The organism is Dokdonia sp. MED134, assembly GCF_000152925.2.
Taxonomy (GTDB): domain Bacteria; phylum Bacteroidota; class Bacteroidia; order Flavobacteriales; family Flavobacteriaceae; genus Dokdonia.
This window is the reverse complement of the sequence record NZ_CP009301.1, coordinates 2,803,472-2,827,367: the sequence shown is the minus strand read 5'-3', so window position 1 is coordinate 2,827,367 and position 23,896 is coordinate 2,803,472. Positions and strand designations below refer to the sequence as shown.

24 protein-coding genes are annotated in these 23,896 nt (G+C 38.6%); 7 read left to right on the top strand and 17 right to left on the bottom strand.

The window, feature by feature from the left end:
• Positions 1–22: 22 nt before the first annotated feature.
• Genes murD through mraZ form a run of 7 tightly spaced genes read right to left on the bottom strand, consistent with a single transcriptional unit; the run spans position 23 to position 7,794 of the window.
• Positions 23–1,360: a UDP-N-acetylmuramoyl-L-alanine--D-glutamate ligase gene (gene murD, locus MED134_RS12520; RefSeq protein ID WP_038599692.1), complete on the bottom strand. Its 1,338-nt coding sequence runs from the start codon at positions 1,358–1,360 to the stop codon at positions 23–25.
• Between the two features lie 60 nt (positions 1,361–1,420).
• Positions 1,421–2,659, bottom strand: a complete 1,239-nt coding sequence (mraY, locus tag MED134_RS12515; protein ID WP_038599690.1) for a phospho-N-acetylmuramoyl-pentapeptide-transferase — start codon at positions 2,657–2,659, stop codon at positions 1,421–1,423.
• On the bottom strand, positions 2,659–4,122 hold the full coding sequence (locus MED134_RS12510; RefSeq protein ID WP_038599687.1) for a UDP-N-acetylmuramoyl-L-alanyl-D-glutamate--2,6-diaminopimelate ligase: 1,464 nt from the start codon (positions 4,120–4,122) through the stop codon (positions 2,659–2,661). The genes mraY and MED134_RS12510 overlap by 1 nt, the downstream gene beginning before the upstream one ends.
• Positions 4,119–6,110, bottom strand: coding sequence for a penicillin-binding protein (locus MED134_RS12505; RefSeq protein WP_038599684.1), 1,992 nt, complete (start codon positions 6,108–6,110; stop codon positions 4,119–4,121). Before MED134_RS12505 ends, MED134_RS12510 begins: the two co-directional genes overlap by 4 nt.
• Positions 6,111–6,112: 2 nt before the next feature.
• Positions 6,113–6,433 carry an FtsL-like putative cell division protein gene (locus tag MED134_RS12500; protein WP_038599681.1) on the bottom strand — a complete coding sequence of 107 codons (321 nt, stop codon included), beginning with the start codon at positions 6,431–6,433 and terminating at the stop codon, positions 6,113–6,115.
• Between the two features lie 7 nt (positions 6,434–6,440).
• A complete protein-coding gene (gene rsmH / locus MED134_RS12495) occupies positions 6,441–7,337 on the bottom strand; it encodes a 16S rRNA (cytosine(1402)-N(4))-methyltransferase RsmH (RefSeq protein ID WP_038599677.1) in 897 nt (298 codons plus the stop codon).
• Positions 7,324–7,794, bottom strand: coding sequence for a division/cell wall cluster transcriptional repressor MraZ (gene mraZ, locus MED134_RS12490; protein WP_038601257.1), 471 nt, complete (start codon positions 7,792–7,794; stop codon positions 7,324–7,326). The genes rsmH and mraZ overlap by 14 nt, the downstream gene beginning before the upstream one ends.
• A 315-nt stretch (positions 7,795–8,109) precedes the next feature.
• Between mraZ and MED134_RS12485 the strand changes: the two genes are divergently transcribed.
• Both MED134_RS12485 and yihA read left to right on the top strand, forming a co-directional pair.
• Complete coding sequence (locus tag MED134_RS12485; RefSeq protein WP_038599674.1) at positions 8,110–8,874, top strand: alpha/beta fold hydrolase; 765 nt, start codon at positions 8,110–8,112, stop codon at positions 8,872–8,874.
• A 131-nt stretch (positions 8,875–9,005) separates the two neighbouring features.
• The gene (gene yihA, locus MED134_RS12480; RefSeq protein WP_038599672.1) at positions 9,006–9,611 is read left to right on the top strand and encodes a ribosome biogenesis GTP-binding protein YihA/YsxC; all 606 of its coding nucleotides are present in this window, start codon (positions 9,006–9,008) and stop codon (positions 9,609–9,611) included.
• Here yihA and MED134_RS12475 read toward each other — a convergent pair.
• From MED134_RS12475 to gldB, 3 genes are read right to left on the bottom strand one after another with little or no spacing between them, the layout of a single operon-like run.
• A complete protein-coding gene (locus MED134_RS12475) occupies positions 9,601–9,972 on the bottom strand; it encodes a hypothetical protein (RefSeq protein ID WP_038599670.1) in 372 nt (123 codons plus the stop codon). The two genes, yihA and MED134_RS12475, sit on opposite strands and share 11 nt — an antisense overlap.
• Positions 9,973–9,977: 5 nt before the next feature.
• Positions 9,978–10,316 carry a gliding motility protein GldC gene (gldC, locus tag MED134_RS12470; protein ID WP_035327624.1) on the bottom strand — a complete coding sequence of 113 codons (339 nt, stop codon included), beginning with the start codon at positions 10,314–10,316 and terminating at the stop codon, positions 9,978–9,980.
• 3 nt (positions 10,317–10,319) lie between these two features.
• The gene (gene gldB / locus MED134_RS12465) at positions 10,320–11,297 is read right to left on the bottom strand and encodes a gliding motility lipoprotein GldB (protein ID WP_052084236.1); all 978 of its coding nucleotides are present in this window, start codon (positions 11,295–11,297) and stop codon (positions 10,320–10,322) included.
• Positions 11,298–11,380: 83 nt separating this feature from the next.
• Here gldB and nadE point away from each other — a divergent pair, with 83 nt between their 5' ends.
• Both nadE and MED134_RS12455 read left to right on the top strand, forming a co-directional pair.
• Positions 11,381–12,169 (top strand): NAD(+) synthase, encoded by a 789-nt coding sequence (gene nadE, locus MED134_RS12460; RefSeq protein ID WP_038599668.1) that lies wholly within the window; start codon positions 11,381–11,383, stop codon positions 12,167–12,169.
• Positions 12,170–12,294: 125 nt separating this feature from the next.
• Positions 12,295–12,933, top strand: coding sequence for a response regulator (locus MED134_RS12455; protein ID WP_038599666.1), 639 nt, complete (start codon positions 12,295–12,297; stop codon positions 12,931–12,933).
• On the opposite strand, the gene dnaG is transcribed toward MED134_RS12455, so the two are convergent.
• The 5 genes from dnaG to rsmG all read right to left on the bottom strand — a co-directional run bounded on the left by dnaG (position 12,930) and on the right by rsmG (position 18,367).
• A complete protein-coding gene (gene dnaG / locus MED134_RS12450) occupies positions 12,930–14,909 on the bottom strand; it encodes a DNA primase (RefSeq protein WP_038599662.1) in 1,980 nt (659 codons plus the stop codon). The two genes, MED134_RS12455 and dnaG, sit on opposite strands and share 4 nt — an antisense overlap.
• 235 nt (positions 14,910–15,144) lie before the next feature.
• Positions 15,145–16,233, bottom strand: coding sequence for a hypothetical protein (locus MED134_RS12445; RefSeq protein WP_038599659.1), 1,089 nt, complete (start codon positions 16,231–16,233; stop codon positions 15,145–15,147).
• 51 nt (positions 16,234–16,284) lie between these two features.
• On the bottom strand, positions 16,285–17,046 hold the full coding sequence (locus MED134_RS12440; RefSeq protein ID WP_038599656.1) for a hypothetical protein: 762 nt from the start codon (positions 17,044–17,046) through the stop codon (positions 16,285–16,287).
• Positions 17,030–17,599, bottom strand: a complete 570-nt coding sequence (locus MED134_RS12435) for an RNA polymerase sigma factor (protein ID WP_038599652.1) — start codon at positions 17,597–17,599, stop codon at positions 17,030–17,032. Before MED134_RS12435 ends, MED134_RS12440 begins: the two co-directional genes overlap by 17 nt.
• A gap of 138 nt (positions 17,600–17,737) precedes the next feature.
• Positions 17,738–18,367 (bottom strand): 16S rRNA (guanine(527)-N(7))-methyltransferase RsmG, encoded by a 630-nt coding sequence (rsmG, locus tag MED134_RS12430; RefSeq protein ID WP_038599649.1) that lies wholly within the window; start codon positions 18,365–18,367, stop codon positions 17,738–17,740.
• A 202-nt stretch (positions 18,368–18,569) separates the two neighbouring features.
• Here rsmG and MED134_RS12425 point away from each other — a divergent pair, with 202 nt between their 5' ends.
• Positions 18,570–19,667, top strand: a complete 1,098-nt coding sequence (locus MED134_RS12425; RefSeq protein ID WP_038599646.1) for a fatty acid desaturase family protein — start codon at positions 18,570–18,572, stop codon at positions 19,665–19,667.
• Between the two features lie 110 nt (positions 19,668–19,777).
• The gene (locus MED134_RS12420) at positions 19,778–20,962 is read left to right on the top strand and encodes a pyridoxal phosphate-dependent aminotransferase (protein ID WP_035327609.1); all 1,185 of its coding nucleotides are present in this window, start codon (positions 19,778–19,780) and stop codon (positions 20,960–20,962) included.
• Positions 20,963–21,039: 77 nt separating this feature from the next.
• On the opposite strand, the gene MED134_RS12415 is transcribed toward MED134_RS12420, so the two are convergent.
• Both MED134_RS12415 and MED134_RS14790 read right to left on the bottom strand, forming a co-directional pair.
• On the bottom strand, positions 21,040–21,630 hold the full coding sequence (locus MED134_RS12415; RefSeq protein ID WP_148305673.1) for a carcinine hydrolase/isopenicillin-N N-acyltransferase family protein: 591 nt from the start codon (positions 21,628–21,630) through the stop codon (positions 21,040–21,042).
• A 33-nt stretch (positions 21,631–21,663) separates the two neighbouring features.
• A complete protein-coding gene (locus MED134_RS14790; RefSeq protein WP_052084234.1) occupies positions 21,664–21,888 on the bottom strand; it encodes a hypothetical protein in 225 nt (74 codons plus the stop codon).
• A 218-nt stretch (positions 21,889–22,106) separates the two neighbouring features.
• Here MED134_RS14790 and MED134_RS12410 point away from each other — a divergent pair, with 218 nt between their 5' ends.
• Positions 22,107–23,891: a DUF885 domain-containing protein gene (locus tag MED134_RS12410; RefSeq protein WP_038599643.1), complete on the top strand. Its 1,785-nt coding sequence runs from the start codon at positions 22,107–22,109 to the stop codon at positions 23,889–23,891.
• The last annotated feature ends 5 nt before the right edge of the window (positions 23,892–23,896 follow it).

Below are 23,896 nucleotides of genomic sequence, written 5' to 3'. Positions count from 1 at the left end.
GCGGCCGGTTGTATAATCAGAATTAAAGGTTACGTACGGCAGCTTTAAACTGGCGGCCTCTATCCTCATAGTTATCAAATAAATCAAAGCTTGCACACGCTGGAGAAAGCAATACATTATCACCACGCTCTGCCACCTTGTAAGCTATCTTTACAGCCTCTGTCATAGACGGTGTTTCCACAATAATATCCACCATATTTTCAAAATGACTCATAAGCTTTTGATTATCTACACCTAGACAGATAATTGCTTTTACCTTCTCATTAATAAGGGGATATAAGTCACGATAATCATTACCCTTATCTACTCCACCTACTATCCATACCGTAGGGTCGTTCATACTATCTAGCGCATAAAATGTAGCGTTTACATTAGTCGCCTTACTGTCATTTATGTACTGCACGTTGTTAATCTTGAGCACCTGCTCTAACCTATGCTCTACCCCTTGAAAACCTTCTAAACTCTCACGTATCGTTGCCTTACGGATGTTTAATAAATTTGCTACCGTAGAGGCAGCCATTGCGTTTTTCTTGTTGTGTTGCCCTTTAAGAGCGAGATTGTTTGTGGTCATTGTAAAGGTGTTATTATCTATTTGTACTACTAGGTTATTGTCTTTTATAAAAGCGCCATTTTCAAATTCTTGTGTGAGTGAAAAGGGCAATAATTTTGAGCGCACCGGGTGTTTATTAAGCCAGTCTACACTCACGGGATCATCTGCATCATAGATGAGATAATCTGTTTCTTTTTGGTTCATCGCTATTCTAAATTTTGATGCGATGTAATTTTCAAACTTATAATCGTATCTATCTAAGTGATCTGGTGTCACATTGAGCACCACCGCGATATGAGGAGCAAAATCTGCGATTCCGTCTAACTGGAAACTGCTTATTTCTAGCACATAGGTGTCAATCTCCTTTTGCGCCACCATCTTTGCATAGCTGTCTCCTATGTTTCCCGCAACACCAAGATTAATACCTGCTTGTTCTAGAATAAATCCAGTAAGCATCGTGGTTGTAGTTTTCCCGTTACTTCCGGTAATCCCCACAATTGTGGCATCTGTATATTGAGAAGCAAATTCTATCTCAGATATTACAGAGACTCCTTTTTCTATTAGCTTTTGCACGATAGGTGCTTTATCTGGTATTCCAGGACTCTTCATCACTACATCTGCATTGAGAATAAGTGCTTCTGTATGCCCTTCTTCTTCCCAAGCAAAATCCTCAGCAATGAGTATCTCTTTGTAGTGATTCTTTATCTTTCCAAAATCAGATAAGAACACGTCATAGCCTTTGGCCTTGCCTAAAATGGCAGTACCTACGCCAGACTCTCCAGCTCCTAATATGACTAATCGTTTCTTCATTATTTTATACCCTCTAACTTTGGCAGATTCAGTTTTGACTTCGCTTTCGCGAAAGCGTGTTTATCTAATTTTTAATGTTATGATAGAAAGTACCGCAAGCAATATCCCCACAATCCAAAAACGAGAAACTATCTTACTCTCGTGTATGCCTTTCTTTTGATAATGATGATGTAATGGTGACATCAAGAAGATGCGCTTACCTTCTCCAAATTTCTTTTTTGTGTATTTAAAATATCCAACTTGCATTACCACAGAGAGATTCTCCATTAAGAAAATCCCGCATAAAATAGGAATGAGCCATTCTTTTCTAGTAGCAATGGCGAGTACCGCTATAATACCACCTATAGTGAGACTGCCCGTATCACCCATAAACACTTGCGCTGGGTACGCATTATACCATAAGAAACCAATGAGAGAACCTACAAAGGCTGCTATAAAAATGAGCATCTCTCCAGTACCTGGGATATACATCACATTGAGATAATCACTAAAGATGATGTTACCAGATATAAAGGCAAATATGCCTAGCGTAAGTACTATAATAGCGCTCGTGCCCGCCGCGAGACCATCTATACCATCTGTAAGATTTGCTCCGTTTGAAACAGCTGTAATTATAAAAATTACGATAGGGATAAATATGATCCACGCATAGTCTTTCCAGTCTTCATTGATACTAGTAAGTATCGTGCTGTAATCTATCTCGTTATACTTTACAAAAGGAATAGTAGTCTTGAGACTCTTATGAGCCACGTCAAACTTGTCATTCCCTCTAAGCGTAGTGATTTCTACCTGCTCTGTTCCTGCTGTTTGCTTGATTTCTTCACGTATGGTAATGTCACTATGAAAAAACATTGTTGCCCCTACAATGATACCCAGCCCTACCTGGCCAATAACTTTATACTTACCAGCTAGACCGTCTTTATTTTTTTGCATTTTCTTTTTATAGTCATCTAAGAAACCTATGATTCCCATCCACACAGTGGTTACTATTAAAAGAATGATATAAATATTTTGCAAGTCACCTAGAAGCAGTACAGGTATTAGTGTAGCACCTATAATTATGAGTCCTCCCATAGTAGGTGTTCCTGCTTTTTCTGCTTGTCCTTCTAGACCTAGATCTCGTATTTGCTCACCCATCTGCTTGCGTTGCAAAAACTTAATCACACGCTCTCCATATACCGTAGAGAGTATTAAAGAAAGCAACACAGCAAGCGCGGCTCTAAACGTACTAAACTGAAACAAGCCTGCACCTGGCAAGTTATAAGCTTCGTCTAACCATTGAAAAAGATGATACAGCATTACTTGTTAAGTTGTTTAAGAGTTTCTTGTACTATTTTATAATCATCAAAATCAAAACGCTCTCCATTTATCTCTTGATAAGTCTCGTGACCTTTACCTGCTATTAATATTATGTCTCCCGCATTTGCCAGTTGGCAAGCAGTTTTGATAGCTTGTTTCCTATCTGTAATAGACAGAATTCTTTTATAATGTATAGGCTCCACCCCTGCTTCTATTTGCTCAATAATAGCCTCTGGATTTTCTGACCTTGGGTTATCACTTGTGATAATAGCCTTTGTACTAAGTGCGCTAGCGATGTTGCCCATTTTAGGTCGCTTTGTAGTATCACGATCACCTCCAGCTCCTATAACCGTAATAAGCTCTTCATTTTTAGTACGAATGTCATTTATGGTTTCTAGCACATTTTTAAGGGCATCTGGCGTATGTGCATAATCTACTATTGCAGTCACATTACCTTCAGAAATAAAATATTGAAAACGTCCAGACACACTCTCTAGCTCACTTAAAAGCTGTAATGCTTCCATTTGATCTAGTTCCAAAAGTTCTGCTGCTGCAAAAATGGCTAAGAGGTTATATGCGTTAAAAGAACCAATAAGCTTTACCCAAACTTCTTGATCTTGCACCTTGAGCAATAATCCCGATAATTGATTTTCTAGAATTTGCGCTCTATAATCTGCATATGATTTTAAAGCGTAGGTTACTTTCTTTGCTTTTGTATTTTGAACCATAACAGGTCCATTTTTATCATCGTTATTTACAAGCGCAAAAGCCGTTTTAGGCAACTCGTCAAAAAACTTTTTCTTAACATCTCTGTACTCTGCAAATGTCTCGTGGTAGTCTAGATGGTCGTGAGATAAATTTGTAAAAATCCCTCCTTCAAAATGTAAACCTTCTGTACGCTTTTGGTGAATACCGTGAGAGCTCACTTCCATAAAACAATACTCAACCCCAGCAGCACTCATTTCTGCGAGATACTTATTAATAGTAAGACTATCTGGTGTAGTATGCGTTGCCTTATGCTCTATTGTATCTACCATAATCTTCACAGTAGATAATAACCCTGTTTTATATCCAGCCTTCTTGAAAAGTTGATATAACAGGCTGGCGATAGTAGTCTTACCATTAGTACCAGTAATCCCTATAAGCTTCAGATTTGCAGATGGGTTTCCGTAGTAATTACTTGCTATTGTAGCGAGGGCACTAGAGGTGTCTGCCACTTTCACGTAAGTGATACCATTTACAATTTGCTGCGGCATCTCCTCACAAATAATCGCTAGTGCTCCCTGAGCAACTGCCTTTTCTATATAATCGTGACCGTCACTCTGAGTCCCACGTATTGCCACAAATACATCATTAAGAGACGCTTTACGCGAGTCAAAATGCACATCTGTGATAGCAATAGCAGTATTACCCACAACAGACTCTAAGGTTACTCTATATAATATGTCTTTAAGTAAAATCACGATAATTGTAACGTAATAGTTTTGTTCTTTTCTATTTTATCACCAGCCTTAATAGACTGGCTTTTTACTTTTCCGCTTCCGCGAAAGTTTACTTTTAATCCTAAGTTTTCTAGCAATGCTACAGCATCCATACCTGGCATACCTTTTACATTTGGGATTGTCTTATGGCTCTTATTTACGTTTGCATAATACTTCTGAAAGTCATTTGTAATATTAGAAGCATTATCTGCCGGCAGTGCTATTTCGTCTACCACTGGCGTATCTGAATATATTTTTTGAGCAATCTCTTTAAACACCGGGGCAGCAACCACATTGCCATAAAACCCTATAGATTTTTTAGGCTTGTTTACCACAACAATGCACGAGTACTTAGGCTCATCTGCAGGAAAGTATCCTGCAAAAGATGATATATACCTGCCCGCTTCTATCCAGTATTCTGTTTGACAAGTACCCGTCTTGCCAGCCATAGAGAATTCCTTGCTGTAGATATTTCTTGCTGTACCACGCTCTACTGTTTTCTTCATCATCTCCTTAACAACGTTAATTGTTTCTTGAGATGCGATGCGCGAGTTTATCACCTCTTTATCAAAAGTCTCTATAGTTTGATCCCACTCCTTTACCTCTTTGATAAAACGAGGTTTTACCATCTCACCATCATTTGCAATGGCATTATAAAATGTGAGTGTTTGTAATGGAGTAAGCTCTACGCCATAACCAAAGGCCATCCAAGGCAAGGTAGTTCCATACCAGTTTTTATCTCCTGGGTACGGAAAATTAGGTTTTCCTTCTCCTTTTATCTCTAGCCCTAACTGATCGTTGAGACCCATATTAAAAAGTCGTTTTACAAATTTTTCTGGATCTGAGGCATAGTTATCGTTTATCATTTTCGCGAAAGCGGTATTACTACTCAATTCAAACGCTTTTGCCGCAGTGATTTTACCATAACCACCACGCTTAGAATCTATAGCTGTACGGTCATAAAATTTTACTCGTCCATTTTCTGTATCAAACACCGTACTTGAGTCAATCACCTTGTCTTCTAGCGCAGCCACCATAGACATCAATTTAAAAGTAGACCCAGGCTCGTGTGCCTCTCCTACCGCATAGTTGAGACGCTCATAATATTTTCCTTCTTTAGTACGACCTAAATTTGAGATGGCTTTAATCTCGCCAGTCTTAGTTTCCATAACAACCACACAACCGTGATCTGCCTGGTATTTTTCGAGACTCGTAAGCAAGGCGTTGTGTGCAACATCTTGAATATTTACATCTATGGTAGATATTACATCATACCCATCGCGAGGCTCTACGACATTACCTATCCCTAAAGGTTTCCACTCGCCTTTTGCAATCTTTTGCTTAAGACGGCGTCCTTCTTTACCTCTTAGATAATAACCATAGGCTCCTTCTAGACCTACTCGGGTATAATATCCACTATCATCCTGACGTTCATATCCTACTGTGCGCTCTGCCATTTTTTCTAATGGATGCTCACGCTCTGTATGCTCTTCTACAATGATCCCTCCTCGAAACTGCCCTTTATTAAACAATGGCAACGACTTGATTTTTACATAATCTGCATAACCTAGTTTACGGGCAATAAATAAATAGCGGTTTTTTGTGCTACGAGCTTTGCGCAGTCTATTTTCATAATATGACTGAGGCTTACCAAGCACCTCAGAGAGTCCTTTAGAAAGCGCTACTATGTTTTCATTAAAATTATCCTTAGACGGTGCAAGTGCATCCCAGCGTATATCGTACTTAATTTGAGACGTAGCAAGTAGACTACCATCCTCTGCATAAAGATTACCACGCGTAGCTGGTATGGTAACCATCTTCTCGGTACTAGTAACAGCAAGCTCTCGATATGCCGCACCTTGAAACACCTGTATCGCTACAAGTTTATATGCAATAATAAGCGCTAGAAGAAACATACATCCAGCGACGAAATAAAGGCGGTTTAATATGTTCTTTTCTGATGTAGCCACTTTTAATCTCTTTCTTCTATTTTTACTTTAATTTTTTTTGGAGGTACATTAGATGGTTTTACTCCTCTTGCCTCAAGCGCCTTTGCGACACTACTACTTGTTTTTAATTTCCAGAGATTTACTCTAGAATCTACAGCCTCACTACGCAACTCTGCAACCTCATCTTTAAGATCTGCTATCTCGTGTACTTTCTCATCTGCCCTATGCGAACTAGCAATCATAATAAGCGCCAGTACAGATAAAAAAATGATCATTCTCCAGTTCTTAAAAGCATCTTCATCTACAAGAAACTTACCCTTAAGTATGTCATTTACTTTACTCATAAACACACTATACTTTTGCAGCTATTCTAAGCTTTGCACTACGAGCTCTGTTATTACTCTTTATTTCTTCTTTGCTAGGCACAATTAATCGGCCTACTTTTTTAAACGGCACTTCAAAATTGCCGTACATATCTTTTTCTGGCTCTCCCTCAAAAAGACCATTACGTATGTAACGCTTTACCAGTCTATCTTCAAGAGAGTGATAACTTATAAGACTTATTCTCCCACCCGGCTCAAGCAGCTGCTCTGTCTGGAGCAAAAACTCCTTAAGAACCTCTATCTCTTGATTTACCTCAATACGTATGGCTTGATAAATCTGTGCGAGTATTTTATGCTCTCTATGTTTTGGTAAAAAGGCCGCAAGCACTTTTTTAAGTTGCTCGCTTGTTTTTATAGGCGCATTACCTCTTGCTACAACAATTGCACTAGCAAGCTTAGGTGCATTGCGCAACTCTCCATACTGCCAGAACACTTGCCTTAGGTCCTCCTCTGCATAATCATTAACTACGTTATAAGCAGATAGATCATCCTTCTGGTTCATACGCATATCAAGATCACTTTCAAAACGCGTAGAAAAACCTCGCTCTGCAACATCAAACTGATGTGAACTCACACCAAAATCTCCCAGAATCCCATCAACCTTTTTATGACCGTGAAAACGCAAGAAGCGCTTTATGAACCTAAAGTTTTCTGGTATGAGCACAAATCTGCTATCATCTGGCACATTTTGCGCTGCATCTGGATCTTGATCAAAACCATACAACTTACCATTCTCACCTAGCCTGCTCAAAATCTCTCTAGAGTGACCTCCACCGCCAAATGTGACATCTACATAAACACCATCTGGCTTTATGTCAAGACCATCTACGGTCTCTTTTAATAAAACTGGGTTATGATAATCCATCTGGTATATCGCTATCTCCCATTACCTCCTCGGCTAGATCTGCAAAGTCTACTGCCGCCTCGTCAATGGCTTTTTCATATAAATCTTTATCCCAAATCTCAAGAATATTAAACGCGGCATTTACCACGATAGACTTCTCAAGCTTTGCAAAACTTCCCAAATCCTTAGACACAAGAATTCTCCCCGTACCATCTACCTCTACAGGCTTTACACCTGCATTAAAACGACGTATAAACTCATCGTTCTTTTTATTAAAACGATTAAGCTTATTCACTTTTGCGCTTAGCACATTCCACTCTGCAATGGGGTACAACTCAAGACACTTTTGAAACACAGCACGCTTAAGCACAAATCCATCCTGAAGGATAGGTGCCAGCTGCTTTTTAAACGCTTGAGGCAGCATAAGGCGGCCTTTGGCGTCTATTTTACATTCGTATGTTCCAATGAGATTAATCACTCGAGATGGGTTAGTTTTCATCTATTAACTCAAATATAGGGCAAATATTACCACTTTTTACCACATTCTACCACTTTGTTGATAAGTTGTACCACCACCCTATACTTGTTAACAATGGTTCATTACTTTAAATTGAGGTCTTTTACTAAAAAAAATCTTAGATATGTTGAGGCACGCTTTCGCGAAAGCGCACTAAAAACTCTCATAATGAACACTATATAACAGGATATAAACCCTATGAAGCAAAGTCAAAAAATGGTAACCAATCAAAACCGAAATAGCTATATTTGCTTGGATTGAAGACTAACCACATTTATGACACACGACTTAATTACTGAAGGAGATTTCACCTATCTAGAGAAAGGCGAAGGCACACCAATTATTATCTTACACGGATTAATGGGTGGCTTAAGCAATTTTGATGCGGTGACTTCTCATTTTTCGGAAAATGGGTATAAGGTGGTCATTCCTGAGCTACCAGTTTATACAATGCCACTTCTTAAGACTGGAGTAAAATCTTTTGCTTCATACCTGAACGATTTTATAAAGATGAAAGGGTATAAAGAAGTAATTCTCTTAGGCAACTCTATGGGTGGTCACGTGGGTCTTTATCATACAAAGATGGCTCCAGACACAGTAAAAGCACTAGTAATTACCGGAAGCTCTGGACTTTATGAAAGCGCAATGGGAGAAAGCTACCCTAAGCGTGGCGACTATGAGTACATCAAGCAGAAGGCTCAGGGTGTTTTTTATAACCCAGAGTGTGCTACAAAAGAGATTGTAGATGAAGTTTATGACACCGTAAATGATCGTAACAAGCTTCTCAAAACACTTGCGATTGCAAAAAGTGCGATACGACACAATATGGCGCAAGATCTTCCAGAGATGAAAACACCTACGTGTATCATCTGGGGTAAGCAAGATGGTGTGACTCCACCAGAAGTTGCAGAGGATTTTAATAAACTCCTTCCAGATTCAGATCTTTTTTGGATAGATGAGTGTGGTCACGCAGCAATGATGGAAAAGCCTAACGAGTTTAACGACATACTACTTAAGTGGCTCAAAGAAAGAGGCTTTTAAACACCTCTACTCCAGTAAAGCACTACAGATTTACCTCAACAAATATTTACAATTATTGTGAGACGGTGATTGCCTTTCACTTTATTATAGTGTAATTCTTAAATGACAGATTACATTATTACTTTTGCATTATGAAAATAAAGTCTGCCACATTTGTAGTAAGTAATTCTGAGGTATCAAAATGCCCTAACACGCGCATACCAGAATATGCCTTTATAGGCCGCTCTAATGTAGGTAAGTCTTCACTTATAAATATGCTTACTAACCGTAAGAGTCTTGCCAAAACCTCTGGAAGACCTGGTAAAACGCAACTTATTAATCACTTTTTAATAAACGAAAACTGGCACCTAGTAGATTTACCTGGTTATGGTTATGCTCGAGTATCAAAAAAGGATAAGAAGTATTTTCAAAAATTTATTACAGACTATTTTGAGCAACGCGAGCAAATGATCTCTGCATTTGTGCTGGTAGATTGCCGCCACGAGCCTCAAAAAATAGATATGGAGTTTATGGAGTATATGGGTGAGAAGGAAATCCCTTTTTCAATCATATTTACTAAGGCAGACAAGCTGCGACCACAAGCCCTAGAACGCAATATAGAAGAGTACAAACGCATTATGCTTGAGGGTGTATGGTGGGAGTTTCCTAACTACTTTGTGAGTAGCTCAAGCGATGGTACCGGGCAAGATGAAATTTTAAATTACATTGAGGAGATAAACAGCAATCTTAAAAATTAAAAAGACGCAACACCTCTTGCACTTCTTCTATTAAAGCTTCGGGCGTTTGCAACTCAGTAAGTCGCTCTTTTGAGATAGCTACCTCCAGACCGCTATCTATAGCAGCTAGCACCACAGGAAAATCATATTGCGGCAACCACTTAGACTTGTAGCGCTTTAAGAACTCATCTTTATACAAAAACTGCATTGGGGTTTTTACGCTTTCGCGAAAGCGTAACCACTCTTTTTTTTCTGTAAAAGCTCCGTGGGTAAGATCACAAAGCTCACACTGGTAAGTTTCTGGACTCACCAGCTTATGAGCCGTATCTAGAATACCATTTATGGCGCCAGAGTTTGCATTGTATATAAATAGCAAACTCATATCTTTTACTTCTCCTTTAAGTTAAGGTGCTCTGCAAAGTAATCTGTAAAATCTTTCATCGTATCTGCCATTTTCTCATCATTTGTAGCACGTTTAAAAGAGTCTGTCATCCCTACAAGCACTTGATGAAAAAACTGCTGCATCTCATCTACTGGCATATCCTTGGTCCATAAATCTATACGTACAGTTTCTTTCTGGTTAGGATCCCACAGAGAGAGTAGCATCGCTTTTGCCTCCTCATTTGCCACTCCTCCATCACGAGCTGTCCACGCCATTTTTTCTGGCACACGATTTTCATCAAGCTCAATAGAAATTTTTATATCAGATTTTATGTTTTTTGCCATTACTTAGGGTTTATATTTTGCGTTTGCAAAGATAGTAGTTGCATCTTGATTCAATAGCGCTTTAAGCGATATATCATTTTTAGACATATATGACGCAACAATCTCATAACCTATAAATCTCCCTATACGCCCAGGCGTTTCATTATCAAAGGATAGATAAAACTTTGAGAAAGGAGCGGGATCTATAAAACGACTAAGCAATTTTTTATCTGTGTCATACAGCAGTTCGTTTTTAATAAAGAACTCCCAGATATTTATCTGGTTTTCTTGTGCAAAAGTGAGCTCACTTTCTGTATATCCAAACACCTCTTGGAGCGGGGTTTCTCCTAATAAGGTTTTCATCAAATACAGTTTCTTACCCTCATAAATCATTTCTGAAAGAAAATCTTGGGTGCGAGGCTTACTTACTTTTTGATTTGCAAACGCTGCGGCAACATCTACCGCTATTTGCTCTTTCCTGAAGTTTTTACTTTGAAATTTAGGTATCCCTATATAAAAATGGTGGTCTGTCCCTAGGTAGGTATCTAGACCTATAAGTAAAAGACTATCTGCTAGAACAACTTTATTTCTATAATCTACCTCAGAAGCTAGCGTTACTACCTTAGGCACAGTAGTCTCTGGAAAGTAATAAACTATGTGACGAAATAGATTTTCTAACTCCTCCTCTTCCTGATTAAAATCTGGATAAGCTTTTGCCAGCTCTTCATTAATTTCAATCTGGATGGTATCTTTAAAGCGCTGCGCCCAGTACTCATCTGGATACTTTTTTGAGAACAAATAAGGAAACTCCCCTTTTAAATTATCTAGCTCATTTATTGTAGACTGTGCAAACAACTGGTCAAAGCGTCGCACCTCCATATCTAACTCAATAGCTTCTATAGCAGCTTCTTCTTTTGAAATTTCAGTGCAGCCGGTTACTAGCCCTAGCATTACTAAAAGCACAAGCATTTTATTCATAGAGTTTGTATCTTTATAATTCATAACGCAGGTAATACAAAAAGTTGTATTGTATAGCGTTTTCAAAGGTAAAAGTACCAATTTTATACACTCTAAAATAATCGCAAATGCAAACTGAAAAAGTAGTAGACCACATTGTAAACTGGCTAAAAGAATATGCAACAAATGCAAGAATGAATGGTTTTGTAGTGGGTATAAGTGGTGGTATAGATAGTGCACTAACCTCAACATTATGTGCAAAAACTGGACTGAGAGTACTTTGCGTAGAGATGCCTATACATCAAGATGAGCGCCAAGTTACCCGCGCAAAAGAGCATATAAAGCAACTTAAAGAACGATTTGCAAATGTTACTGACGTGGAGGTTAACCTTACCGACACCTTTGAGCAAATGAAAAAGGCTGTACCCGTAGCAGAGATGAGCGAGCAACTTAATCTAAGCCTAGCAAATACGAGAGCTAGATTGCGTATGAGTACTTTGTATTACTTTGCAGGGTTACACAAATACCTTGTCGCTGGTACAGGTAACAAGGTAGAAGACTTTGGCGTAGGTTTTTATACTAAGTATGGTGATGGAGGTGTAGACTTGAGCCCTATTGCAGATTTAATGAAATCTGAAGTTTATGCCTGTGCTGCACAAGTAGGTGTGCCAGAGAGTATACAAAAAGCCGCTCCTACAGATGGATTATGGGGAGATGACCGCACAGACGAAGACCAAATAGGAGCTACATATGATCAATTAGAATGGGCTATGACACAAGATGAAGATAACAGCACTTCTGACAATTGGACAGACGAACAACACAGAGTGTTCAAGCTTTATAAAAAATTGAATACTGCAAATCTTCACAAAATGAACCCAATACCAGTCTGTGAAATACCCGTTAATCTTAAATAAATAGCATTTTAGCGAATTTTTTAACAAAAAAGTTAATAAAATTACCAATTAAGCTTACATTAGTGCTGCAAACAAACAAGTAAACCCCTCAATTTCTTGTTTCATTATTTGTTAAACAATAACTAATGAACAAAGTACTAATAGCAGATCATCACCCGATCACACGAAAGGGTATTTCCTCTATTCTGCAAGCCGAAGGTCAATATGACATCATAGGCTATGTAAAAGACGGAAATAACCTCCTGAACACCTTGACCACAACCGAGGTGGATATCCTCATTCTTGAAATCGATATCCCAAACCTAAACAGTATAACTGCTTTAAAAGCCATTAAAAGAGAGTTTCCCCATATTAAGATACTCGTTTTAAGCTGTCATCCCGAGGAGATGTACGCTCTAAGCGCTATCAAATATGGAGCCTCTGGATATGTTGCAAAAACAGCAGATGTAGAGCGTATTATAAACGCCATTACACAAGTTCAAAAAGGTGGTATATACCTTAATGAGGCTTTAAGCCAGCGACTTGTAAATGATGGTAATGCTACGCAAGGTTTAGCATATAAGTATAAAAAACTCTCAAGTAGAGAGATAGAAGTTCTCAACCTCTTATCTAATGGTAAGCGCAATAAAGAAATTGCTGCAGACCTAGATATTAACGAGAAAACTGTAAGTACTTATAAGATGCGATTACTCAAAAAACTAGAAGCACAAAATGTGGCAGAGCTCATAAAGCACGCACGTTTATTGCAGAGTAGTCATATCTAGACCGACAGCACTCGTCCCAGTTTATTACCTAGTAAGGTATTGAGCGATTGGTAATCAAGAATGTCTTTAATAATCTCCTGATTATTAGAGCTTCCTTGTGTCTTATCCATAAGCTCTTTTATCTTTTGGGTGATAAGGTATTTACGTAAACTAAGCACAGTTTCTGATACAAACTGAGCTATTGAGGTGTCTTTTTTACGCACGTACACCTCACGTGTATCCCAGCGGTGTAGCTCATACTTCTCATCATTAAGAATGATGTTAGAAATCTCGCTTGCTTCTTCTGGAGCGAGCTCATTGATAAAGTTTTGAATTTGAAAATTATCATTTAGATTCATTTGTTCCACTATTCTCACATACAAAACCTTAAAAAGGTCGTTTGTAAATTCCACCTCATCATCTTGAAGGTCTAAATAGATTTTTTCAAAAACCCTAAGTTTATGAACCTCTGGCACTAGGCCAAGTGAGCCATCTTCATTTTCTTTAAGAACCAGATCTTCAAAATCTTCTTCTACCTGACCATATAAAAGCAAGGACTCTATAAGCTTGCGTTCAAGCTCATATAACACATTAACTTTCTCAACAGCATTAGGCATCTCGTCTGGCACCACAGACATATATTCTGGTGGTGGTTGAGATTGATTACCTCTATTTTGTTTTGCTGCCTGCTTTTTATCTTTCTTAAGTATTTGAGCAAGCGTATTATACAACACAGTCTCAGAAACCTCCATTATACGCGCACACTCTTGCACATAAATTTCTTGCTTTATGGCATCAGGTATTTTAGAAATACTCTCTACCATATCACGCACAGTATCTGCTTTTTTTACAGGATCACCAGCCGCTTCTTCTACAAGCAGATTTGCTTTGTACTGTATAAAGTCTTTTGCATTTTCATCAAAAAAGGCGACGATTTCTTCTTTACTATGCTTTCGCGAAAATGAGTCTGGATCTTCCCCCTCAGGAAAAGAACAAACCCTCACGTTCATTCCCTGCTCGAGAATTAAATCAATCCCTCGTAGTGCTGCGCGCTGTCCCGCAGCATCACCATCAAAAAGAACCGTTATATTTTTAGTAAGTCTATTTATTAATCGTATTTGCTCTGGAGTAAGTGCCGTTCCAGAAGACGAAACGACATTCTCAATACCCGACTGAAACATCTGTATCACATCTGTATACCCTTCTACTAGGTAACAGTTATCCTCCTTTGCAATAGCTTGCTTTGCATAGTAAATACCATACAGCACTTTACTCTTATGGTAAATGTCACTCTCTGGCGAGTTGAGATACTTTGCTGCTTTCTTACTACTATCTAAAATTCTACCTCCAAAACCTAGCACACGACCACTCATAGAGTGTATAGGAAACATCACACGCCCTTTAAAACGGTCAAATTGCTTCTCCTCCTTAACTATAGAGAGTCCGGTTTTTTCTAAGTAATCTAGTTTGTAACCTTGACGTATTGCCTCACTCGTAAAAGCATCCCATTGATCTGGATTATACCCTAGCTGAAATTTTTCAATAGTCGCTGCAGTAAAGCCGCGTTCTTTAAAATATGAAAGACCTATAGCCTTACCCTGCTCAGAGTTAAGCATCGTTTTATGGAAGTAATCACGAGCATACTCACTCACGAGATACATACTCTCACGCTCATTTGCAGCTTCCTTTTGCTCGTCTGTGCGCTCTGTTTCTTCTACCTCAATATTATACTTTTTGGCTAGGTATTTTATCGCTTCTGGATAGCTAAAATGTTCGTGCTCCATCAAAAATGAAACCGCCGAGCCTCCTTTACCAGTAGAAAAATCTTTCCAAATTTGCTTTACAGGACTCACCATAAAACTAGGGGTACGCTCATCAGAAAATGGAGAGAGCCCTTTAAAATTAGATCCAGATTTTTTAAGATTTACAAAATCACCTATCACCTCCTCTACACGGGCGGTTTCAAAAACTTTGTCTATGGTTTCTTTTGATATCAAATCTAGCTTGTCGTGATTATGTTACAATAACTTTTGGTAGCCTGCAAAAGTACTTCAAATTACAACAGTTTTCAATATAACGCATTGCATCGTTTATAAAAAAAATCAAATCACTTATAAATAGAAATAGCCCAGACATTTTACATATCTGAGCTACCTTCTTTCTTAATTCCGCTTTCGCGAAAGCGTAATAAAACACTTTTACAAAAACGGAATACTAGCTATACATTATATGTTACCAGTCCCAACGTAAGCCTAGAGAGACATTATTTACATCACCTAAGTCACTTGTGCTGAAAGCGGTGCTCAAGTCATACTTACCGTACAGGCTAAGGTCTTGCGAGAGTCTTATGTAGCTACTCACCCCATACACAAAGTTATCACCACCAAAGTCTTGCTTCTCTTTTGTCTTGATGCGGTCTCCATTTATTTTGTACTTCAATTTTTGTTGTGTCCCAAGTCGCACACCTACATAACCTCCTATACCCATTCTAAATTTACCTGACAGCCTGTAGCGCACATAGTCTTCTTCTTGCTCCTTTTTCCACCCGCCAAATTCTAGGTGCACAGGCACCACTAGGTTTGAGAAACGTAACTGGGTCTTGTCTAACTCTTGTGGGAACTCCTCATAAGCAGCGACATCCTCTGTGACTACGAGTCGCTCATTTTGTTTTGTAAACAGCTTGTTAGTTTGCAATGACACTCCATACTTGAGGTGAAGCGCGCCAGAGTTTTGAAATACTCTCGTTTTCCAGGCATAACCTAGTTCAAAAAAGCGCGATTTACCTATGGAGAACTCATCGCCAAAGTCGGCTCCATTTTCTACAATACCGTTATTGAGACCAAAGGCAAATACAAGCTCGCTATACGTACGTCTGTCATAGGTGACTTTTTTTGGCTTATTGGTATTTACAGCGATACCTAATACTCTATTGCCGTTCTCATCTGCACTACCAAAACCTATTTCTACAGAGCTTCCTTTTGAAGGATCTATGTGACCGGTTCTTTTTACAAGTGCGATTTGATTATCTATAATGGCTAGTTCGTTTTCTATATTAAGTGCAACTTCTTGTGCGGCATCCTTTTTTTGTTGTTCTGCCTGAGTGGCACTAATGTTTTGTTTTTCTCGCTGAGCATTTATAAACTGGATTCTCTGTTTGAGATTACTTTTCCAGTTTTCTTTTACTTTCTCTTTTCGAGCTTCCAAGGTTGATACTTGGTCTACAATTTTTTGAGAGACCTCTTGTTGCGCTTCTTGCGCATTTACGTTTTGGGCAAAGATTACCACTGTTGCCGCTAGGGCAATTTTAAAAATTGTGTTCATAATAGTTTGTGTTTTGTGCGCTCGATGATGGCGCGTTATTGATGAATTTTCTTAATTATCTTTATTTGCAACTGCCTCTACGGCTCTATTAAACTCTTTTTTGAGCGTGCGGAACATTCTGTCTTTAAAGGAGTCTGGGTCTACCTCAGCTTCGGCGTCTAGTAATAACTCATTTGCATCTACCACTCGTTGTGGCTGTGTATACACTGGTTGTTTATTGATATTTTGCTGGGCAGCTTTGAGTAGGTTTTCTACCTCATCATCTAGCAACTCTTCGCTCGTTTTTACTTCATCAGGATTTACATCTACAACAGCATTTATAGTAGATTTTATCGCTGCCTCTTTCTTAATAGAAGTGGCTACAGCTTCTTCTACTTGTGAGTTTATAGTATTAGCATTGCTGTATGGGAGATACTTACTTTTAGTAGGATTTGTTCTTTTCTTCTTTGTAGCAGTATTGTTTTGGGGTGACGTAACAGATTTTTGTACTTCTACATTATTTGTTGTTGCTTCTGTAAGTAAAATTTCACTAGGTTTATCACTTGTTTGTTCTGGTGCTATCTCATCTATCACCTCTTCTGGCTGATTTTCTACATAAGGCGTTTGTTCATCTACCACACTCGTGTTGTAAATAAGTGCTGTGATAAACACGCCTGCAATAAAGCTTGCCGCGATACCCATCCATAAAACTATTTTACTTTTTTTCTTGCCTTGACTAGCATCTAGCTTGCCCTCTATACGATCCCAGGCAGATGCGGTAGGCTCGAGACGGCGTCTCTCTAGCTTATCTTTAAAATTATCCTCTAAGTTCATCTGTACCGTTATTTATTAATTCTTTTTTTACCGCTGCTTGTAACTGCTTTCTCGCTTTAAACAATTGGCTTTTTGAAGTGCTCTCACTAATCCCAAGTGCTTTTGCTATCTCTCTATGCTTATAACCCTCTATGGCATACATTACAAATACGACTCGATATCCTTCTGGCAGGTCATCTATGAGTGACTGTATATGCGCCACTTCAAGATCTGTCTGTATGTTATTTATAGCATCATTATTTTCTACCACACCATCATCTGAGAAATACAACTTCTTTATTGCTCTTAAGTATGAGATGCTTTCTCGCACCATAATCTTACGTATCCACCCTTCAAAACTCCCATTACCTCCATAGGTATCTAGCTTTGTAAATACTTTTAAGAAACCGTTGCACATAGCCTCTTCGGCTTGATGTACATCTTTTATATAATAACGACAGATGCTCAGCATTTTAGGCGAGTGCTCATCATAGAGTTTGCGCTGTGCATCTCTATTGCCTTTAATGGCTTTTTTTATGAGTTGTCGCTCGTTATTAAATTGTATGACTTTCATACCTGATGTTTGGGTTTCTATTTATAAAGACGCATCGTTTTTAAAAAAGGTTGCCTCAAGGCAAAAAAAAATCCAAATTTCTTCTTACCGTAGTGTAATTAGAAATTTGGATTTGTACATAAAGGTCTGTTTTATAGCTTATCCTTTATACTTCATAGGTAAGTGAACTACCTTTTTTGTTTCAAAGAAATCTTCTTCAAAGAATGTGGGAAGATCATAAATAGTGGTGGTGGTATACTTTTTAAGTTCTTCTGTGAGATCTCCTCCTTTGAGGTATAAAATTCCGTTTTTGAGTTCGTGGTTAGATTTTTTTGCAATATGCCCGCGCACCCATCTTACAAATGTTTCCATTTGAGCTACCGCTCTAGACACAATAAAATCATACTGACCAGGTACATTTTCTACTCGGTCGTTTGTAGTTTTTACATTTGTGATACCTAGGCCCTCTACCACCTCGTTTACTACTTTTATCTTTTTACCTATACTATCTACAAGGTGAAAATTTACTTCTGGGTGTAGTATGGCAAGTGGTACTCCAGGAAAGCCTCCTCCCGTACCTACATCCATTATACTGGCACCAGGATTAAAGGTTTGAACTTTTGCTATACCTAGTGAATGCAGTACGTGACGTAAGTAAATCTCATCTATATCTTTACGGCTTACTACATTGATTTTGAGATTCCAATCTTGATATAAATCTTTCAGTTTTGAGAACTGCTCAATCTGAGTATCTGTTAGATCTGGAAAATATTTTAATATGATATCCATTATTTAGTATATTAACGGTGTAAAAGTACCATAATACCCGCTATTATTTTAACGCAGGTTCATAGATGTAGCCTATATTATGCATTACTTTTACCAAGCTATTAAAAGAAGATTATTTTTTTTTCGCGAAAGCGGAATTAAAAACCTCAACAACACTACAATAAAACAGTTATTGTAGCGCTATGAGAGTAATTATTACATTATGGAGACTACTATAAAATTTTCTCGCACGGACTCTGCAAAGTTTTTCAGAACTTTAAATAAACGTGTAAACAACTACTTTAAAGAGAATAATATAAAACGCACAGGTAACTGGAAATTGTACCTAAAGGCAATCATTATGTTTGCCATTTACTTAGTTCCTTACTTTTTATTTTTAACGCTAGATATGCCTACCTGGCTTCAGATTGTCCTTACCATTGTTATGGGTGTGGGTATGGCTGGTATAGGGATGAATGTGATGCACGATGGTAATCACGGTTCATTTTCTAGTAAAAAATGGGTAAACAAATTAATGGGAAGCAGTATTTACATACTAGCTGGTAATGTTTATAACTGGCAAGTACAACACAACGTGCTTCACCACACGTATACTAACATACACGGTCACGATGAAGATATGGAAGCTGGTCGCGTGCTACGCTTTTCAAAACACGGAAAATGGCACTGGGCACATAAGTTCCAGCATTACTACTCGGTGTTTTTATATGGTCTACTTACCTTTAACTGGGCACTTACTACAGATTTCTTCCAGATGAAACGTTATATGAAACGTAAATTATCTTACGGAAAACTACAGAGCCCTGTAAAGCAGTGGAGCACACTACTTATTACAAAAGCGATATACATCGCGATGTGGATTGTTATACCTCTGGTATTTATTGATCTTGCTTGGTGGAAAATTTTAATAGGCTTCTTTATTATGCACTACACTGCAGGTCTTATTCTGAGTATTATTTTCCAGCTTGCGCATATGGTAGAAGATGCACATATGCCGCTACCAGATGAGACAGGAACTATGAAAAATACTTGGGCAATACACCAGCTATTTACTACTGTAAACTTCTCAACTAAAAATAAAGTTATGAACTGGTTTTCTGGAGGATTAAACCACCAGGTGGAGCACCACATCTTTCCTCACATAAGCCACGTACACTATACTAAGATTAGTAAAATTGTAAAGGAGACAGCACAAGAGTTTAATTTACCCTACCACGAGTATAAAACTACTAGAAAGGCACTTATCGCTCACTTTAGTCACTTACGTGAGATGGGTATGAAACCTGCGATTTCTGCATAGAAGTGGTTAAATTTTTAAGAAAATATCAAACGCCAAATCCCATAAGGATTTGGCGTTTTTAGTTACCTTGCACTAAATCTTTTATCAACTAAATAAAGAATGCGCCTCGTATGAAGAATTTATCTACCCGCGTTACAAATATGGCAACCTCTGCAACTCTTGCAATGGCTGCAAAGGCTCGCGAATTAAGAGCAGAAGGAAAAGACATCATAGGTCTTAGTCTAGGAGAACCAGATTTTAATACTCCAGACTTTATTAAAGATGCTGCAATTCAAGCAGTAAATGATAATTACAATTCATACACACCGGTAGATGGTTATGTAGAGTTAAAAGAGGCGATTATCACAAAATTTAAAAGAGATAACAATCTGGATTACACCCTCCCACAAATTGTTGTTTCTACAGGTGCAAAGCAGTCACTTGCAAATATTGCTCTTGTATGTCTTGACCCAGGTGACGAGGTAATATTACCTTGCCCTTACTGGGTGAGCTACTCAGACATTGTAAAAATAGCCGAAGGTGTACCAGTAGAGGTAAAAACCTCAATAGATACAGATTTTAAAATGACACCAGAGCAGCTAGAAGCAGCTATCACGCCTAAGACAAAGATGCTTTGGTATAGCTCTCCTTGTAATCCATCTGGATCGATATATAGTAAAGAAGAGCTACGCGCTCTGGCAGATGTACTTGCAAAGCACCCACAAATTATAGTAGTAAGTGACGAGATTTATGAACACATTAATTATGTGGGAGATCACGCAAGTATGGCACAGTTTCCAGATATGTATGACCGTACGGTAACTGTAAACGGTGTTTCAAAAGCATTTGCAATGACGGGATGGCGTGTAGGTTACATAGGAGGTCCAGAATATATTGCACGCGCTTGTAACAAAATGCAAGGACAGATTACTAGTGGTACAAACTGCATTGCACAACGTGCAGTAATTACCGCTCTTGAAGCCCCAGTAAGTAAAGTACAATATATGATTGATGAGTTTAAAAGTCGTCGTACGTTAATACTGGACTTACTCAATGACATTGAAGGCTTTAAATGTAACGAGCCAGAAGGTGCGTTTTACGTATTCCCAAATATCTCACACTACTTTGGAAAAACGCTAGGAGGTCAAAAAATAGAAAACGCAACAGATTTTTCTCTTTACCTTCTTGAAGCGGCAAATGTTGCTACGGTTACTGGTGAAGCATTTGGAAACCCAGATTGTATACGTATATCTTATGCAGCGAGTGTAGATAATATTAAAGACGCAATGAAGCAGATTAAAGCCGCAGTTTCATAGCCCTTATATATTACGCTTTCGCGAAAGCAAAACAAAACCCGCTAATCTCTTAACGGGTTTTTTCATTTGTAATGGAGTTAATCCATATCGATTTTTCGTTTTTTGTTAAGTGCAAATTCTTTTTTGAGATCTATACGCATCATTTTGCTTCCATCTAGTTTTGGCACCATAACCATTTGCATCGCTGTAATATCAAAAAAGGTAGTGTAGAGCGTCCCTCCCATTCTACCTTCACCCCAGTCTGCAGCTGGTTGCACTGCTCCAGCCATCGTTTGCCCCACAGATTTTAAGGTGATGTCTTCTCCACTGCGCTCTAGCTCATCTACGCGTGAGTTTATAGATTGATATCTGTGGCAAGGGAAGCCGCCGTCTTCTGGAGCATTTATCAAAAAATTTGTGGCTACTAGCGTGTTGCCCTCCATAGGTATGATATGTTTCTTGCCGTCTATCCACTCTACAATAACTGCATTACCGGTGGCATCACCTATTAAAAAATGACTCTGGTGCACGGCGAGTTTTTGCTCCTCTATCCAGGCAAGCGCTTCGGCTACTGTACTTGCGTTTGCCAGTAAATCATCTCCTATGTTACCTTTTGCCCAGCCATACCCTTCTGGCATTTTTTGTTCTGGCGTCACCGCTACGTCAAAAAATAATCCTGCGCTATTTATACCTCCCTGAGCAAAATTATCCCAGCCATACCATTATCTAGCTAGCTTTTTTGAAGTCGCTTTTTCTATCTGTATATAAGCATCGGTATCAAGCCAGAAGTCTTCATTATTTACGGCATAAATAGTACCCGTTTCTTTATCTACATAATACAAAATAGAACACGCATACATAGAACTAGCACAAGCAGCAATTAAACATAGCGTTAATAACCACTTTCTAGAGGTATTGCTCACTTTCTTTGTCAATAGATGAATCATAATTTACAGCTTTAAGAACCTGACTTCCTTAAAGATGCAACAAAAATCACATACACACCTAATTTAACAAGCAAGTTATTACCTCATAATTTATGTACTTATAGGTATCTTAGTAGAGTAATTTTTAAAATGAGTAATCTCGCTTTCGCGAAAGCGTAAAAACCCACAAAAACCACCATCAGTAGTAAAATACTGTGAGAATTAATACGACTCGACTTATGAAAAAAACGCTACTTGCAGGAATGATGGCTCTAAGCCTTATAGCTTGTAAAAACGACGCTACCACAGAAACAACTAGCACAGGAGATACATCTCTGGCATTTAACAATGTGCTAGATAACTATTATGAAGACGGCCTAAAGCTTAACCCGCTTAATGCAACAATGTCTGGTGATAATAGGTATAATGATAAATTTCCAGATGCATTATCTCAATCTCATAAGGATGCAGTAAAAACTTATTATACATCTTACCGCGACTCTATACAGCAGTTTAACGACAGTGACCTTACAGACATAGAGAAGATGAGTAAGGAGGTATTGCTCTGGGATATTGCTATCAATCTAGAGGGTATGGAGTTTAAAAAAGACCTCACGCCTATAGACCAGATGTGGTCACCACATCTTATGTTTGGCCAGCTTGCAAGTGGAGCGAGTGCACAACCTTTTAACACTGTAGAAGATTACCGCAACTGGCAACAACGCGTAGATGAGTACCTAGTGTGGCTCAACAGCTCAGAAACAAATATGCGCAAGGGTATGACAGAAGGTTATGTACTTCCTAAATCACTTATTAAGAAAATCATCCCGCAAATGGATGCTATGACAGAGCCTACCATAGAGAACCACCTTTTTTACAAGCCTGTTGCAAATTTTCCTGATGGAATTACAGAAGAAGACCAGAATATCATACGCACAGATTATAAAAATATGATAGAAGGCAAAGTAATCCCTGCTTATGCAAAGATGCGTGACTTCTTACAAAATGAATACCTAGCGGCTGGGCGCGATAGCTCTGGTTATAGTGATTTACCACAAGGAAGTGAGTATTATGACTATGCCATAAAATTATATACCACTACCACAATGAGCGCAGACGAGATACACCAGCTTGGTCTAAGTGAGGTAGCCCGTATACGCAAGGAGATGGAAAAAGTAAAGGAGCAAGTAGGTTTTAAAGGAGATCTTAAAGCATTTTTTGACGATGTACGTACTAACAAAAAGCTAATGCCGTACAGTACTCCAGAAGAGATTATTGCAAACTTTAATGCAATGCACGAGACTATAAAGCCGCAGGTAGACCAGCTCTTTAGCCTACAGCCTAAAACAGCTTTTGAAGTGAGACAGACAGAAGCTTTCCGTGAGAAATCTGCAAGTGCAGAGTATAACCCAGGATCGCTAGATGGTACTCGACCAGGTATTTTCTACACGCCTATACCAGACGCAACTACCTATAATGTTTACTCAGACGAGTCTTTATTTTTACACGAGGCTATACCAGGTCACCACTTCCAAGTGTCACTCACGCAAGAAAGCGAGACACTACCACAGTTTAGAAAAACTTTATGGTACAGTGCTTACGGCGAGGGCTGGGCATTATACACAGAATCGCTTGGTAAAGAGTTAGGACTTTATACAGACCCATACCAATACTTTGGAACACTAGGAGCCGAAATGCACCGAGCAGTTAGGCTTGTAGTAGATACAGGAATCCACACCAAAGGATGGAGCCGTGAGAAAGCAATCGCATATTGTCTAGAAAATGAAGCCGAAAGTGAAGCAGGTATTACATCAGAAATTGAGCGCTATATGGCAAATCCAGGACAAGCGCTTTCTTATAAAATAGGCCAACTTAAGATTAGAGAACTTAGAGAAAAAGCAACTCAGGAGCTTGGTGATAAATTTGACATAAGAGATTTTCACAAAGAGGTACTCGAGACAGGGTGTATCCCTCTCGCACTACTTGAGGAAAAAATTAATGGTTGGATAGAAGAAAGTAAATAATACCG

Excerpts from the sequence above, each read along its gene's own strand:
- MED134_RS12475 (WP_038599670.1), bottom strand. The coding sequence starts at position 9,972 with ATGAGTTTGCTATTTATATACAATGCAAACTCTGGCGCCATAAATGGT.
- nadE (WP_038599668.1), top strand. The coding sequence starts at position 11,381 with ATGCAAACTGAAAAAGTAGTAGACCACATTGTAAACTGGCTAAAAGAA.
- MED134_RS12435 (WP_038599652.1), bottom strand. The coding sequence starts at position 17,599 with ATGAAAGTCATACAATTTAATAACGAGCGACAACTCATAAAAAAAGCC.
- gldC (WP_035327624.1), bottom strand. The coding sequence starts at position 10,316 with ATGGCAAAAAACATAAAATCTGATATAAAAATTTCTATTGAGCTTGAT.
- MED134_RS12455 (WP_038599666.1), top strand. The coding sequence starts at position 12,295 with ATGAACAAAGTACTAATAGCAGATCATCACCCGATCACACGAAAGGGT.
- rsmH (WP_038599677.1), bottom strand. The coding sequence starts at position 7,337 with ATGGATTATCATAACCCAGTTTTATTAAAAGAGACCGTAGATGGTCTT.
- MED134_RS12410 (WP_038599643.1), top strand. The coding sequence starts at position 22,107 with ATGAAAAAAACGCTACTTGCAGGAATGATGGCTCTAAGCCTTATAGCT.
- MED134_RS12500 (WP_038599681.1), bottom strand. The coding sequence starts at position 6,433 with ATGAGTAAAGTAAATGACATACTTAAGGGTAAGTTTCTTGTAGATGAA.
- MED134_RS12445 (WP_038599659.1), bottom strand. The coding sequence starts at position 16,233 with ATGAACACAATTTTTAAAATTGCCCTAGCGGCAACAGTGGTAATCTTT.
- rsmG (WP_038599649.1), bottom strand. The coding sequence starts at position 18,367 with ATGGATATCATATTAAAATATTTTCCAGATCTAACAGATACTCAGATT.
- yihA (WP_038599672.1), top strand. The coding sequence starts at position 9,006 with ATGAAAATAAAGTCTGCCACATTTGTAGTAAGTAATTCTGAGGTATCA.
- MED134_RS12440 (WP_038599656.1), bottom strand. The coding sequence starts at position 17,046 with ATGAACTTAGAGGATAATTTTAAAGATAAGCTAGAGAGACGCCGTCTC.
- MED134_RS12420 (WP_035327609.1), top strand. The coding sequence starts at position 19,778 with ATGAAGAATTTATCTACCCGCGTTACAAATATGGCAACCTCTGCAACT.
- MED134_RS12425 (WP_038599646.1), top strand. The coding sequence starts at position 18,570 with ATGGAGACTACTATAAAATTTTCTCGCACGGACTCTGCAAAGTTTTTC.
- MED134_RS12485 (WP_038599674.1), top strand. The coding sequence starts at position 8,110 with ATGACACACGACTTAATTACTGAAGGAGATTTCACCTATCTAGAGAAA.
- mraY (WP_038599690.1), bottom strand. The coding sequence starts at position 2,659 with ATGCTGTATCATCTTTTTCAATGGTTAGACGAAGCTTATAACTTGCCA.
- murD (WP_038599692.1), bottom strand. The coding sequence starts at position 1,360 with ATGAAGAAACGATTAGTCATATTAGGAGCTGGAGAGTCTGGCGTAGGT.
- MED134_RS14790 (WP_052084234.1), bottom strand. The coding sequence starts at position 21,888 with ATGATTCATCTATTGACAAAGAAAGTGAGCAATACCTCTAGAAAGTGG.
- gldB (WP_052084236.1), bottom strand. The coding sequence starts at position 11,297 with ATGAATTATAAAGATACAAACTCTATGAATAAAATGCTTGTGCTTTTA.